The 14,194-nt window shown below is 41.5% G+C and carries 15 protein-coding genes; 4 read left to right on the forward strand and 11 right to left on the reverse strand.

The window, feature by feature from the left end; genetic code table 11:
* The first annotated feature begins 87 nt into the window (after positions 1-87).
* Entirely contained in the window at positions 88-990 is a 903-nt protein-coding gene (gltC, locus tag RAC86_RS25125; RefSeq protein WP_004399246.1) for a glutamate biosynthesis transcriptional regulator GltC, read from the forward strand.
* A 50-nt stretch (positions 991-1,040) separates the two neighbouring features.
* Here gltC and proB read toward each other — a convergent pair whose 3' ends face one another.
* The 4 genes from proB to RAC86_RS25145 form a co-directional block, all read right to left on the reverse strand.
* Positions 1,041-2,156 carry a glutamate 5-kinase gene (proB, locus tag RAC86_RS25130; protein ID WP_015714042.1) on the reverse strand — a complete coding sequence of 372 codons (1,116 nt, stop codon included), beginning with the start codon at positions 2,154-2,156 and terminating at the stop codon, positions 1,041-1,043.
* Positions 2,153-3,046, reverse strand: coding sequence for a pyrroline-5-carboxylate reductase (proC, locus tag RAC86_RS25135; protein WP_377886124.1), 894 nt, complete (start codon positions 3,044-3,046; stop codon positions 2,153-2,155). Before proC ends, proB begins: the two co-directional genes overlap by 4 nt.
* A gap of 147 nt (positions 3,047-3,193) precedes the next feature.
* Positions 3,194-3,562, reverse strand: coding sequence for a replication termination protein (gene rtp / locus RAC86_RS25140; RefSeq protein ID WP_003220337.1), 369 nt, complete (start codon positions 3,560-3,562; stop codon positions 3,194-3,196).
* A 291-nt stretch (positions 3,563-3,853) separates the two neighbouring features.
* Entirely contained in the window at positions 3,854-4,570 is a 717-nt protein-coding gene (locus RAC86_RS25145) for a 3-ketoacyl-ACP reductase (protein ID WP_004399223.1), read from the reverse strand.
* 150 nt (positions 4,571-4,720) lie between these two features.
* On the opposite strand from RAC86_RS25145, the gene RAC86_RS25150 reads away from it, so the two are divergent.
* The 3 genes from RAC86_RS25150 to RAC86_RS25160 all read left to right on the forward strand — a co-directional run bounded on the left by RAC86_RS25150 (position 4,721) and on the right by RAC86_RS25160 (position 6,443).
* A complete protein-coding gene (locus RAC86_RS25150) occupies positions 4,721-5,029 on the forward strand; it encodes a DUF948 domain-containing protein (protein WP_029318089.1) in 309 nt (102 codons plus the stop codon).
* 66 nt (positions 5,030-5,095) lie between these two features.
* Entirely contained in the window at positions 5,096-5,866 is a 771-nt protein-coding gene (locus RAC86_RS25155) for a hypothetical protein (RefSeq protein WP_377886127.1), read from the forward strand.
* Positions 5,867-5,909: 43 nt separating this feature from the next.
* Positions 5,910-6,443: a GNAT family N-acetyltransferase gene (locus tag RAC86_RS25160; RefSeq protein WP_377886128.1), complete on the forward strand. Its 534-nt coding sequence runs from the start codon at positions 5,910-5,912 to the stop codon at positions 6,441-6,443.
* A 140-nt stretch (positions 6,444-6,583) separates the two neighbouring features.
* On the opposite strand, the gene RAC86_RS25165 is transcribed toward RAC86_RS25160, so the two are convergent.
* The 7 genes from RAC86_RS25165 to RAC86_RS25195 form a co-directional block, all read right to left on the reverse strand.
* On the reverse strand, positions 6,584-7,576 hold the full coding sequence (locus tag RAC86_RS25165) for an ABC transporter permease (protein WP_133954586.1): 993 nt from the start codon (positions 7,574-7,576) through the stop codon (positions 6,584-6,586).
* Positions 7,570-8,316 carry an ABC transporter permease gene (locus tag RAC86_RS25170; protein WP_377886129.1) on the reverse strand — a complete coding sequence of 249 codons (747 nt, stop codon included), beginning with the start codon at positions 8,314-8,316 and terminating at the stop codon, positions 7,570-7,572. The genes RAC86_RS25165 and RAC86_RS25170 overlap by 7 nt, the downstream gene beginning before the upstream one ends.
* 9 nt (positions 8,317-8,325) lie before the next feature.
* On the reverse strand, positions 8,326-9,264 hold the full coding sequence (locus tag RAC86_RS25175; RefSeq protein ID WP_046381088.1) for an ABC transporter ATP-binding protein: 939 nt from the start codon (positions 9,262-9,264) through the stop codon (positions 8,326-8,328).
* 15 nt (positions 9,265-9,279) lie between these two features.
* Positions 9,280-9,831: a MarR family winged helix-turn-helix transcriptional regulator gene (locus tag RAC86_RS25180; RefSeq protein ID WP_014479988.1), complete on the reverse strand. Its 552-nt coding sequence runs from the start codon at positions 9,829-9,831 to the stop codon at positions 9,280-9,282.
* A 388-nt stretch (positions 9,832-10,219) separates the two neighbouring features.
* Positions 10,220-11,464: an MFS transporter gene (locus RAC86_RS25185; protein ID WP_021481398.1), complete on the reverse strand. Its 1,245-nt coding sequence runs from the start codon at positions 11,462-11,464 to the stop codon at positions 10,220-10,222.
* A gap of 93 nt (positions 11,465-11,557) precedes the next feature.
* Positions 11,558-13,021, reverse strand: coding sequence for an FGGY-family carbohydrate kinase (locus tag RAC86_RS25190; protein ID WP_377886131.1), 1,464 nt, complete (start codon positions 13,019-13,021; stop codon positions 11,558-11,560).
* A gap of 17 nt (positions 13,022-13,038) precedes the next feature.
* Complete coding sequence (locus RAC86_RS25195) at positions 13,039-14,073, reverse strand: 2-hydroxyacid dehydrogenase (RefSeq protein ID WP_377886132.1); 1,035 nt, start codon at positions 14,071-14,073, stop codon at positions 13,039-13,041.
* Positions 14,074-14,194 lie beyond the last annotated feature (121 nt).

Consider the following 14,194-nt stretch of genomic DNA (forward strand, 5'->3'; position numbering starts at 1 on the left):
ATCATTGTAGGTTTTCAAAACGATATAAACAATATATAATTTAGATCAAAAGAATCTCAAAATGAGATAGATGGATGTGAGACAAACATGGAGCTGCGCCAACTGCGTTATTTCATGGAGGTGGCTGAAAGAGAACACGTTTCAGAAGCCGCTGATCATTTGCATGTGGCCCAATCAGCAATCAGCAGACAAATTGCCAATCTTGAAGAAGAATTAAATGTGACCTTATTTGAGCGTGAAGGGAGAAATATCAAACTCACGCCAATCGGAAAAGAATTTTTGATTCATGTGAAAACGGCGATGAAAGCCATTGATTATGCGAAAGAACAAATTGATGAGTATCTTGACCCGCATCGCGGAACGGTAAAGATCGGCTTTCCTACAAGCCTCGCCAGCCAGCTTTTGCCGACTGTCATTTCAGCGTTTAAAGAAGAATATCCGCACGTCGAATTTTTGCTGCGCCAAGGCTCCTATAAGTTTCTGATTGAAGCTGTCAGAAACCGCGATATTGATCTGGCCTTATTAGGACCGGTGCCGACGAATTTCTCTGACATAACGGGAAAAATATTATTTACTGAAAAAATTTACGCGCTTGTTCCATTAAATCATCCGCTTGCTAAACAAAAAACGGTTCATTTAATCGATTTGCGCAACGACCAATTTGTATTGTTCCCGGAAGGATTTGTACTTAGAGAGATGGCAATTGATACTTGCAAACAAGCAGGCTTTGCTCCTCTCGTTTCCACGGAGGGTGAGGATTTGGATGCTATCAAAGGGTTAGTGTCCGCAGGAATGGGCGTTACCCTTCTGCCTGAAAGTACTTTTGCTGAAACAACACCTCGTTTTACTGTGAAAATTCCAATTGAGTTCCCTCAAGTAAAACGGACTGTTGGAATCATTAAACCGAAAAATAGAGAGCTTGCGCCTTCTGCGAATGATTTTTATGAGTTTGTCATTCAATTTTTCTCTAAGCTGGAGCAGTATCAATAAAAAAATGAACCCGAGCTTCTATATAGAAGCTTCGGGTTTTTTTCTGCAAATTAATTTACAGGTAAAGAAAAATCCACATGGCAAACAAAGGCTTCTTGATCAATTAGAGCTCTGTTTGTCAGTTCCTTGTTCTTTTCCGGTTCTTGAAGCTGTACAGAAGAGTAATTGACGATTCCAAGGCCGATTTCCGTCCCTTTTGAATCCATTAGCCGAACAACTGAACCGCTTTTAAATTTCCCTTTAATCTTCTGTACACCGTCTAGGTATAAACTCGATTGGCCGTTTGTTATTTTTCGTGAACAATCATCTGATAAAATCATTTCACCTTCCGGACCGGAATTAAAAGCGATCCATTGCTCCTTTTGATTCAACGGAAGCGTTCCTTCTGCTTCAAAATAGGTGCCTTCCGCCTGTTCATGAACGGCGTGATATAAAATATCGCCGACATCTGCCTGACCTAGGAAACCTTTAATGCCAGACGCCATTACGATTTTAAACGCATCAAGCTTAGAGCGCATGCCGCCGGTGCCAACGATGCTTCCAGTGTCACCTGCGCATGCTTCGATGTCAGGTGTTATTTCACTCACCCGCTGTATCCTTTTCGCTTCTGGATTTGTGCGCGGATTGCCGTCATATAATCCGTCGATATCTGATAAAATCACAAGCATATCTGCATCAATCAATCCTGCGACTTTTGCTGCGAGCGTATCATTGTCGCCAAACTTGAGCCGATTGACGGTAACTGTGTCATTTTCGTTTATGATCGGGATGATGCCGCGCTCGAGCAGTACATTCATTGTATTCCTGACATTGTTGTATCGATATTCATCAGAAAAATCGCTTCTCGTAATTAAAATTTGGGATGCGACATAGCCGTGTGCCAAAAACAGCTTTGAATAAGCCTCCATCAGCAATCCCTGGCCGATTGAAGCTGATGCTTGTTTTTCTGGAAGCTTCTCGGGCCTTTGGATAAATCCGAGCTTCCGATATCCCGCCGCCACTGCGCCTGAGGAAACCAAAATCACTTCATAACCGGCGTCTTTGAGTTTGACGACCTGGTCGACCAGCGCTTCTAATTTACGAATGCTGATTTCTCCATGAAGGCTTGTTAATGAACTGCTTCCAATCTTCACAACGACTCTTTTCATGCTTGTATCAGGCGTCACTTTATCACTCCTGATAGCGGCGCTGCAGTTTTTTCGATATCTTCGCTGATTTCCTTTGAACGCTTAGCCGCATGCTTTATCGCTTGAGAAATCGCTTCTCCGCCGCCGCTTTTTTTCAAGGCTTGCAGCCCCGCTGCTGTCGTTCCGTTAGGTGACGTGATATTATCTCTTAAGATCTCAGGATGTTCTCCTGTTTCCATGAGCATTTTTGCGGCACCTAAAAGTGTCTGTGCGCCGATGCTTCGAGATAACTGTTTATCGAGGCCCGCTTCCTCGCCTGTCTTTTCAATGAATTCCATTAAATAATAAAAATACGCGGGGCCGCTGCCTGCAATTCCGGTGAATATATCCATTTGATTTTCTTGGATTGTATAGACTTCGCCCATGCATCCGAGCAATACTTCGGCCAGCTTCTTCAGGTCTTCCGACACATATTTGCCAAGGGCAATAGCTGTTGCAGAAGCGCCAATCATACTGGAAGTGTTGGGCATCACTCTGACAACCGGCTGTTCATTAAGCAATGATTGTTCAATAAAAGAGGTGGTTATGCCGGCAAGGACCGACAATATTAATTGATGGGGTTGAATACGTGATTTTAGTGATGACAGAGCGTTTTCGGCGTCTTTTGGCTTCATTGCCAAAATGAGTACATCCATGTCTTCAATACATAGCTGGTTCGGCAAGGCGCCTTTGATTCCATATTGAAGTTCAAGTTCAGTTAATCGCTCTGTATTGCTGCGGTTTGTAACGCAGATGTTTTGTTCCGGGATTTTGTTGGCACGAACGATACCTGATATCATTCCTTCCGCCATAGATCCTGCTCCTATAAAGGCTACTTTCTTTTGATCAAAGATCGGTAACATCTCCTTTGTTCGCTTTTTTGTTCGCATTTTCACACGTTTAAAATGTTACCACGTGAGGAAATGATGTCAAGTTTGAAGGTCATCATTGATTTGTATTGTTTCTTTTCGACAAATATGTATAATGAAAAGCAGGAAACACCCGGTTCATACTGCTGCGCCGGGTGTTTGTTTCTATTAAAAATTATCTGAGAGAGCTTTTTCAATCAGTTTTTTACAGCGATCCAGCTCTACCTTCAGCTGTTTTTTATATAGCTTGGCAGCTTCGTAATCTTTAAATTGATAGAGGACGACTTCCTGGAGCTTAGCCCCTTCTTTTTTTACTTTAATTTGTTTTAATATCCCGTCATCAAGCAGCTCATGCAAAGACCGGTATACTTCTGTATGATTTGGTTTAAAACCAATCTCTTTAAATTCAGACCGAAGTACTTCAAGCAGCTTTAACCCATAGAGTCTCTCTTGCTCTGTCATCGTTATCATATAAAGCTTCAAAAATGCGCGCTGTTTCACTAAAAATCCTGTTGAACTCCTTTTTTCTTCTTTCATCATATGCACTCCTTCTTCTGTCACTGACAACACTATGTACTAAATATTCAATTTTCTTTTATTGTTTTCCTCCTTAATATTAAAGACTTATCGTCCAGTTATCTCATGGCTGCTGATTATAGGTGCAGTGGAAAAATAAATAGGATATTGAACATTTGGTACATAGTTTTCTTAGTTCTATTATAACCTACATTCACTGCCAGCTTCAATTTAAAACGATTGTCAGATTTGCATATGCCGGTATGAATTTCATTCAAATAAAAAAACCTGTCGAAAGACAGGTTTTCATTTTTACGGATTTGTTGACCATAATCCCGCTGTTTTGATGAAAATACGAGGATCTAATTTCAATTGTGCCACCATGTATTCAGCAAGATCCTCAGGCTGCATCACTTTTTCAGGATTACCGTCTGTCAAGTTCAATTCGATAGACATATCACTAGCGACAGTGCTCGGCGTTAACGCGCTGACTCTGATATTATGTTTTCTCACTTCTTGCATAAGAGACTCTGTTAACCCTAGAACGGCAAATTTAGAAGCGCTGTAAGCACTTGTTACAGCAGCTCCTCTTTGGCCCGCTGTAGACGAAATATTAATGATATCTCCGGCTTTGCGTTCGATCATTTCCGGAAGCACCGCGCGAGTCACATGATACACACCCATTAGGTTGACTTGTATAATATTTTCCCATTCATCGGCTGACAGATCTAAGAAACCGCCAAATTTGCTGATTCCCGCGTTATTAATGAGGATATCGATATCACCGAGCTGTTCCTTCACTTGAGCAACAGCTTGGTTAACCTGATCGGCATCTTTTACATCTGCAGCAGCAAATGCAGCTTTTACACCAAGCGCTTTGACTTCTTCAGCCACTTTTTCTACATTAGCGGAAGTCCGGCCAATTAACCCGATATTCACGCCTTCTTTGGCAAGCGCCAGAGCAGTAGCGCGGCCAATTCCTCTGCCTCCGCCTGTGATTAGTGCAGTTTTATGTTGTAAACTTTGCAATTGAAGCACCCTTTCTTTGTTTACATATGTACGATATCACATTATAAGTACAATACATCCAATACGCAAATCAAACGAACTGTGTAAATATCATTTCTTCTGATTAAAAAAACGGATACAGGGTAATGACATAAGAAAAGGAGTGAACATATGATTATAGTTTATATCAGTCTTGCAGTATTAGCAGTTTCTATTATCTTCTTAGGAGTTACCGTGATTCAAAACAAGAAAAAAATGGACCCTGCACTAAAGGAGCTTTCCTCTGTTACGCAGGCTATGCAAAAACAAATCGAAGGATTAAAAACAGAAACAGAGCTGCTGACGCAAAAACAAAAGAAGATTCAGCAGGATGTCCAAATAAAAAAATACACGTTTCAGCAGACCGCAGCTGAAGTGAAAAAAGTTCCTAAAGCTGTTAAAGAGGTGTGGCAGGCTGGCCATTTAAATAGCAGGTCATGATGAATGATATCCCGTTGTTTCGATCAGAATGGACAATGGGATATCATTTTTTGAGGAGGCTTTCGCATGATTGTAAACCACAGTTGCTTAAAGGAGTTCGCAGAAAAACTACATTCTCTTCCCTCTTCACTTACAAAGTCGGATTTACTTATTTCTCCATTTCATCTTCATCAAGAAAATGAACTTGACATCTACTATTCACCTCATAATGAATATATCAATCGGACTGCTACGATTGTGATTGCCGGGATCACGCCGGGTTTTTCCCAGATGAAAACAGCGTACGAAACAGCAGTCGAAAGTCTGCGGCAAGGCCGCACTCTTGAGCAAATGGCGGTAGATACAAAAATAGCAGCGGGTTTCTCCGGGTCGATGAGACATAACCTTATCACCATGCTGGATTTATGCGGGCTGCCACAGGCTTTCGGCATTCAAAGCGCCGCGCAGCTTTTTGGAGAATTACGGCATATGCTCCATACAACTTCCGTTATTAAATATCCTGTCTTTATCCAGCAAAAAAACTATACCGGATACAAACCGGCTATCACTCATTCTCCTATCCTAAGCACTTATGCTTTTGGACACTTCCTTGCGGAGCTTAACCATGTGACGGGACCAGCTCTTCTCATTCCGTTAGGAAAAGCGGCCGAAACAGTATGTGAAACATTGATCAGACAGCACAGCCTCCAGAATTTGGTTTGCCTTAACGGCTTTCCCCACCCATCAGGCGCGAACGGCCATCGTTTGAAACAATTCAACAAAAACAAAGAGCAACTAGAAAGACAAATTCGTTCCTTTGCTGCATTGGTTGATTTCACTATAGAAAAGAGGAAATAAAAGGGATATGATAAACATAGACACAAACGCGGGGAGTGGTTGAATGTTTCCTATATTAGAAACCGATCGGCTTACACTTAGGCAAATCACAGATCAGGATGCGGAAGCCATTTTTGCTTGTTTCTCAAACGATGAGGTGACACGCTATTATGGGCTTGAAAACATGGAATCTATAGAACAGGCCATTTCAATGAGTCAAACGTTTGCTGCCCTCTATCAAGAAAAACGCGGTATACGGTGGGGAATTGAAAGACGGGACACTAAAGAACTGATCGGAACAATAGGCTTTCACGCTCTGGCCCAAAAGCATAGGCGTGCGGAAATCGGTTATGAAATCATCCCGGAGCATTGGCGAAACGGATTTGCATCAGAAGTCATTTCAAAGGTCGTATCTTACGGATTTTCTGCCCTTGGACTGTCGCGTATTGGCGCAGTTGTATTTACCGATAATGAAGCATCAAATCGTCTGCTTCTAAAAATGGGGTTTCAAAAAGAAGGTGTTTTAAGACAGTACATGTATCAAAATGGGACTCCATATGATACAAATGTGTACTCTATTGTGAAACCAAGAGAATGACGGTATTCTCTTGGTCTGTGCCACATCCCTTTTCCTTTAAAATGTCCGATTCATGACCTGCATCAGCTATGACATTTTGATTCTTGATCAATCCCTACAAGATTTTCATCTCTTAAAACAATGCTAATAACTTTTTTCCCCTACTCATAAATCCCTTTATTGGTTCTTCTTCTTGTGATAAAATCCCCAAGGAAACAAAACGCAGCCGACCACATCAAAATATAAATAACCTGAGTTTTGTATTCCCACATTGAATCCCCCATTTCTACCCCGTGAATGAAAGTCATATACGCTTTTTGTGGCAGTATCGCACAAAGGGCATTTAATATTGGATGATGTGGAGCAAAAGAAATAAAACAGCCTGACAATACACACGTGATCACACTGATACCACTCGTCATCAAACTGATGTTTCGATCCATCACAGAAGCCATAAAGATAGCGAATGCTGTTGCAAGCACTGTAAGAACACCCAGTAACCCAGCAAGAATATTTAAACGGAAACCAATTTCAGCATGAAAGAGTACATTTGTAATTAGGATGGCCAAGTAAGTGGGTATGTATAAACATAAAAAAGTAAAGATAAACTGAACCAACAAATATTTCCCCACATGCACGGGAGACACTAAAATCCTTTTGAAGGTTTTGAGCATCCGGTCTTCTGGATATAACGCAGCTAATGCCACACCTTGCATCAATACAAGCATCATGATAAAGCCTAATATATTCGTTCCCGTTCCCCGTTCAGTCCTTAATTCATCCTCTCCCCGGTAGCTGCCTGGCATTTCTCCAGTCTCAAAAAATTGCTGAATCATTTTTTGATCCGCTTTACTTTTCAACGTGGTTACTTTGTAATCAAGTTGATTTTTTTCTACAATGGCTGCATATTTCCCTAACATCAGATCAGAAAACTTCGGCTTCTGATCTACCGTTACCACTCTAAATGCAGAATCACTCGGCAAATGATGAACTTCGTCCAGTTCTGTAACAAAAGCGATTGTTTCTTTGAAAACCGGCTTCCCGGAAAACATAATCGCAACACCAATCATCAGAGGGATAATGATTAATGCAATGATAATAATGGCTTTTTTGGTCAGGATTCGCTCCCACCTGTTTTGGAATAAACTCAGCATATATATCCCTCCGGCTTAAATACAACATGAGAAACGGCAATACAAATGATTGAAGCCAATATTAGTCCTGACATAACAGGCTGCAGCATACTGAAATCATGATCATAAATGAGACGAAATGAACATTCTGTTACCCATTTAATCGGAGAAAGAATCGATATCTGATTGACGGTATCTCCAAATCTATGAATTCCGAAAAATACGCCACCAAAGAAAACAAAAAAAGCTATCGGAATTTGCATAATCCCATTCGCCTGTTCTTCATTCTTGAACAAACTGCAGAACATTGTGCCAAAACAGCAACCGAAAAATAAAAATACATACAATAAAAGCATGAAATACGTAAGATATTGTCCTCCAAAGTTCAAATGAAAAATCGTTTGGGCTATCAACACATTCATGCTGTACATAATGCCACTGAATATAAAGGTTGATAGTAATTTAGAAAGATAGATACTAGTTGTCGAAACCGGCGCATACACAATACGAAGGTTCGCTTTCTTCACCTTTTCCTCCATAAACGTATTAGAGCTCGTCATAGCAATCAGAGCTGCAGTGAAAATCGTCATATTCACTCCGTAATAATCATAAGAACTTACCCCGCCTGCTCCAAAGCTGCTTTTCGTAACAAAGCCCATGACCAGAATGAGAACGAAAGGAAAGGCCGTATTGGCTATTACAAGAACCGGATTCCTTAAAATATTCATAAAATCAAATGTTATCAATTTTAACAAACTCATTTTGCTCTCCTAATCTCTTAAATTTCTTCCCGTCAGCTCTAAAAATACCGTTTCTAACGATGCCTCTTTTTTGTTCATGTTTAGGATGCTGCAACCTTGGGCACTCAATTCTAATATGATTTCACTCAGGTGATCTTGGTTCTTTTGAACGGTAACATTTAGTTGATGGTCAGAGAAATCAACTCCTGTCACTCCTATGATTTCTCTAATCGAGTTTTTATTTAATCGCTGAACATGCGCCAGTTGAAAAGCGTATGTTATTTCTTTATTGACTTCTCTGTACAGCTCTTCTTTTGTTCCATTGGCAATAATTCTTCCTTCATTCATGATCATAATACGATCTGAAATCGCCTCAACTTCTTCCATATAATGTGTAGAGTAAATGATGCTTGCGCCTTTTGTTTTCAGCTCTTTTATCGATTCCAAAATGTGATGCCGGGATTGCGGATCGATTCCTACCGTGGGCTCATCCATGATAATCAGTTTCGGCTGATGGGCAATGGCGCACGCAATGTTTAATCTTCTTTTCATCCCGCCTGAAAACGTCTTTGGCTTGTCATCTTTCCGTTCATATAGCTGTACGAGCTCCAAAGCCTCTTTGACTCGGGCTTTCAGTTCTTCTCCTTTAAGAGAATAAAGACTGGCAAAAAAACGAACATTTTTCTCAGCTGAAATCTCCTCATAAATCGCGATATCTTGAGGCACAATCCCGATGCCTTTCTTCATTTCCTTTGACCCTTTTTTCACACTATGGCCCAATATCGAAACGTTTCCGAAACTGGCCGACAATACTCCTGATAAAATATGAATGGTTGTGCTTTTTCCTGCACCATTTGGACCTAGTAAGCCAAGCACTTCCCCCTCTCTCACTTCGAACGAAATCCCATCTACTACCGTTTTGTTTTTATACTGCATTTTCAAGTTTTCTACTATTGCTACGTTGTTCATAGTTGGTTCTCCTTTTTACTTTCTCCGTTTTGCGAATTCCTGCAATAAATTTGTTTTCAAATTGTCTCGATTTTGTTCAATGTCAAAATCAGCAGCGTCTTCTTCAAAACCATCCTGTTCTTCTCCATCAAAACTGTACAGTTTCTTCAATAAAATCCACAATGTTTCCAGCTCTTCCGTCGAAAAGCCTTTAAATAGATCGGCCATAAAATACACCGCTTTTTCACCGCATTCCTCCATGACACGCTTTCCTGAATCAGTAATCTTCACATTAACTGCACGCTTGTCGCGTTTACTTGGTACAGTGATGACATAACCTCTTTTTTCAATACCGCTGACAAGTCTGTTGATGTTTTGTTTTGAAGTGCCTAATTTTTTTGCAATGTTGTTGAATGTCGTTTCCTCTTCCGGTAAATGCAGTATGGCAACCATCGTCATAAATTGCCTCGACGTTAAGCTTTCATAATAATCGTCTCCGCGTGATTGGATTTTGTTTAATGTGGAAAAAAGTGTAGCGTAAGACTGTTGCATTAAAAATAAATCTTTCAGTTCCTTAGAATAATCCACGATGTTCCCTCCTTTAATAGACAACTTATTGTCTATTAATCTTAACATTTCTCACTATATTGTCAATATGTTGTCTATTTTTCTTTAGAATCCCTCGATAATTAATAGAATAGTAATATTCTGATCGATTCAGAAAGAGTAATGTTGATGGCCCGTCATCGAGAATTCAATGAAAAATAAAGCGTTATGAATCTGTTTTGAGAGAACATTCGGGCGAGCTAAGACTTTAACGTGGAACAAACGGCTCAGACTTATATTCTGTTTCTTATCGGCTGACTGTGATGGTGAAATCCCGTCCAGATCAATCATTTTTGCGTCATTCCGTATCGGAAATCCTTACATTGCTGAACAAATGATAAAAAACGCCCTCAAACAGGGCGCTTTCTACTTAAGATGCATATTGAGGAGATGTTTCCTCCTTAACTGCTTTTTCCTCAGGTATATGAATACATTTTGTCAAGACCGCACTTGCAAGGTAAAGGGCCGCAAAGATCCAGACGACACCTTGCGCGCCGACGAGACCGATGAACAGCCAAGCGAGTGCGGGGCCGACAAACGCTGATAAACCTGCAGCCAAATTCAATACAGACATGGCTGCCCCTTTATCTTTTCCTGCCACCGTCGGCACAATTGCACCAATAGGCACATAGCCTGCCAGCAAACCGCCCCAAATAAAGCCGATCACGCTGACAACCGCTAAGCTTCCGCCGGAGAAAACAGGTGCGTAGTATAATAAGAGGGTGAAAATGCCGCAGCCGACTCCGCCGAACCAAATAACAGTATTTTTCCAGCCGAATTTATCGCCGACAATACCAAAGATAAGGTTAAACACAATGTTCCCCAGGAAAATCGTTCCCCAAATTTGCAGCCACACATTGGTTGAAATTCCATGCTGGGCCATGTGCATCGGCAAAAAGACTGGAAAACCATATGTACCAATGCTGTTGATGATTCTGATGATTCCGCCTGTAAGCACGCGCGGATTTGTAAATAAAATCGTAACCCCTTTTAAAAGCTCCTCGGCTGTTTCTGATCTTTTTCTTTTCTTCTTTTCAAAACGGTCTTTATTGATAAACAATGCAAAGAATGCACCGAGACATACCCAGAAAATAGAGCTCCAAAGCGTATTCAAATAACCGAACGCTTTGATCGCGTAGCTTGAGTACCAAGCGCCGAACACAAACATGCCGAGGCAATATGCTATCCAAAACCAGCCGACAGCAGTGCTCAGTTTGCTTTGCGGTGTTCTGTAAATGACCCATGTCAAGAAAGAATAAGCAAAAAGCGGGTAACCTAACCCTTTTACGAAGTAAGTCACATACATCACTGGCAGGTTCAGCTGTTCAAATCCAAATACGATAAAAGCAGCTGTACCGATCACATAAAACAACAGCCCCATAAACATCGTTCGTTTTGCGCCAAATGCTTCGAGACATACACCCGAAAACCAGGAAGCTATGGCAAGCGCAATTCCGTATATACTAAAAATAGAAGCGGACTGCTGAACGGTGAGCCCGTTTTCGATCAAAAAAGGACTGAGCCAGCCTTGTTCAAGGCCATCTCCCATCATAAACAAAACAACCCCTAAAAATCCCCAGGCAAGCCGCTTCGGTATTCCTATTTTATCCAACATATCTGTCTCCTCCTTAGATGCTAATATTCATTACCGTATTACCTTATTAAAGTTGAAAATTAAATGATTCCTCAAAACAGCAGAAATGCCGTCTTAAATTAATACTTTGCTTTCTGATCCTGAAAAAAAGCGCTGTGTTTGCTTCCATTCCTCATATAAAGCCAATTCTATCTGACAGTCCTTCGGTTCGATCACCCGGACATTTGCTGACATCTCCTCCGTTAATTGAAAGGTTTCATTGCAAATGACTGCAGCACCGACGACAGATGCCTGATGATATCCCTCTTGGACATAGACCTTTTTTTGAAGAAGATCCGCGATATATTGAGTGAGCGCTTTGCTTTGGAATCCCCCTCCGCACACCCAAACATAGTCACGTTCAAACGGAGTAACCTCTGTTAAAATGTCAAAGTTCCATTTGATTGAAAATGCGATCTCTTCTAGCGCTGCACGTACAAAATGTGCCCTCTTTAAATGTGCTGACAGCGGGGCATCAAAAAGAAAACCGCCTCTCGTTAACGCATTCTTTTCAGCCGATAAATAAGAGCCGAGAGCCGCTACACATGCATGGTCTTCTTTTGCAAGTGCAGAAATCTCCTCCTCCATTACTTCGTACGTTTCATTCGGATAAAAAATCTGTTTTAATTTTTGATAATTCAAGCCGGTAATTCCCGGATTCGTTTCCACAAGCCAATGCCCTTGATCCGTATGACAGTTCAGCCAGGCTTTATGTTTTGTGTCGCCATAATCCGCAGTAATTTTGGTTATTGGCGTTGTTGTCCCTGATACAATGACAATGTCCTCAAGTCCAGCTCCGGTGCTTTTGACAGCTAGCTGTGTATCCCCGCCCCCTGCTATAACCTTAGCATTTATTGAAAGGCCTAATTCGGATGCATATTCATTTGCTATCGTTCCAATTGCTGTTCCCGCTCTTACAAGAGGCGGAAGGATAGATGGAGAAAAGCCGAATATGTCGCACATCTCTTCTGACCAAGTGTTTTGCTTCACATCAAACAGCAGAGTTTCTGTTGCCTGTGATGGTTCATATGTTAATATTCCGCTCAGTTGGTACGTCACCCAATCACTGATGCTAGTAAAGCTTGCAGTCTTTTCCCATAAAGAGGGCTGGCGCTGTTTTAATCCATAAAGCTTGAGCGCGGAAAAAAGTGCGGTTGGCAGGCGGCCTGTGCGGCTGTATATCTCTTCCCGATCGGGAATGCCCGCCTCCCACTCTCGGCCGCGATTATCGATGTTCGGCAGCCCGAGAAAAGGATTGCCGTTTTGATCAATCAAAACAATCCCCTGTCTTTGGCTCGTCGATGTCAAACCAATGATGTCAATATCACACGAACGGGATAGCGCACGTTTTGCCAAATTCATCACCTGCTTCCACAGCACCTGAGGAGAAAAATAACGGCTGTCCGGGTAAAGCGTCTCTGTGGAATACACGATGTCCTCCCGTTCAACTGTTAGAACACTGCCAGTTACACTCACGACCGCTACCCTCGCATTGCCTGTGCCAATATCAAAAACAAGATAGCCTTTTTGTTTTTTCATTCTGTTAGCCTCCTTTCTTATACCCCTGTTTTCAGTTCGTCCTTGTTATACATTGTCGGAATATTAAGAGTTTTTTCACCCTTCCACTTTTTGAGGGCTTTATTCAGTATCGTCACGTGATGATCCTCCACTTCAAATGTTGCTCCAGCGAGATGCGGTGTTGCCAGAACATTAGGCAATGAAATCAATTCATAATCTGATTCCTCTGGAGGTTCATGATAAAAAACGTCTAATATCGCACCTCTGATTTTATGTTCTTTTAATACAGATAAAAGATCTTCACGGTTTACAACAACTGCTCTTGAAGTATTGACGAAAATCGCACTCTGTTTCATCAGATCAAAATACTTCCGATCAATAAGTCCAAGTGTTTCCTCAGTACGAGGCAGATGGACAGAAACGATATCACTGTCTGAAAACACCGTTTTAAGAGATACTTTTTCATACAACGGATGATCGTCTTCAATGTATGGATCGTAATACTTTATTTTACAGTCAAACGCAGTCAGCAGTTTTGCAATCCTTTGCCCGACTGCGCCGAACCCAATCATGCCAACCGTTTTTCCTGATAATTCATTTCCTTTAAATTTGACATAAGCCTGCAGGTAATCCCTGTCCCACTTTCCATCCTTCAGCCATTGATTCGAGACGCTGGTATGGCGGAGAAAGGTAATCACATTTCCAATAAACATTTCAGCAACGGCTTGTGCATTCCGCCCTGGTGTATAAAAAACAGGTATGCCTCTTTTTGAAGCAGCTGCCACATCCACATTGGAGGGCATTCCCCTGCAAACACCGACAAATGAAAGTTCGGGAACAGAAGCAAATACGCTGTCTGTTACCTGATCAAGTTCAGTAATCAAGCCTGTCGCATTTGTTGCTTTTAGCAGCTGAATGAGTTCATCTTCCCGATATGCCCGGCCTTGTTCCTTCCAAGATTGATAAGCAACTGAGCCAAACAAGTTTTCTAGCTTTTTTCGTCCTTCTTCGTTGTACGGTGCTGTAACCAAAACCGTCATGGTGCAAAACATCCTTTTCATCGTATTTTTCATAAAAAAAATCTCTTTCCGAAGATGGAAAGAGATTCATATATAGGCGCGCTCTGTTACAGGCAGACGCCGGTATAAACCTTGCTTTCCTATCTTTCAAGCTGACGCTTGCTGGAATTGGCAC

Source organism: Bacillus sp. LR_5 (assembly GCF_042709275.1).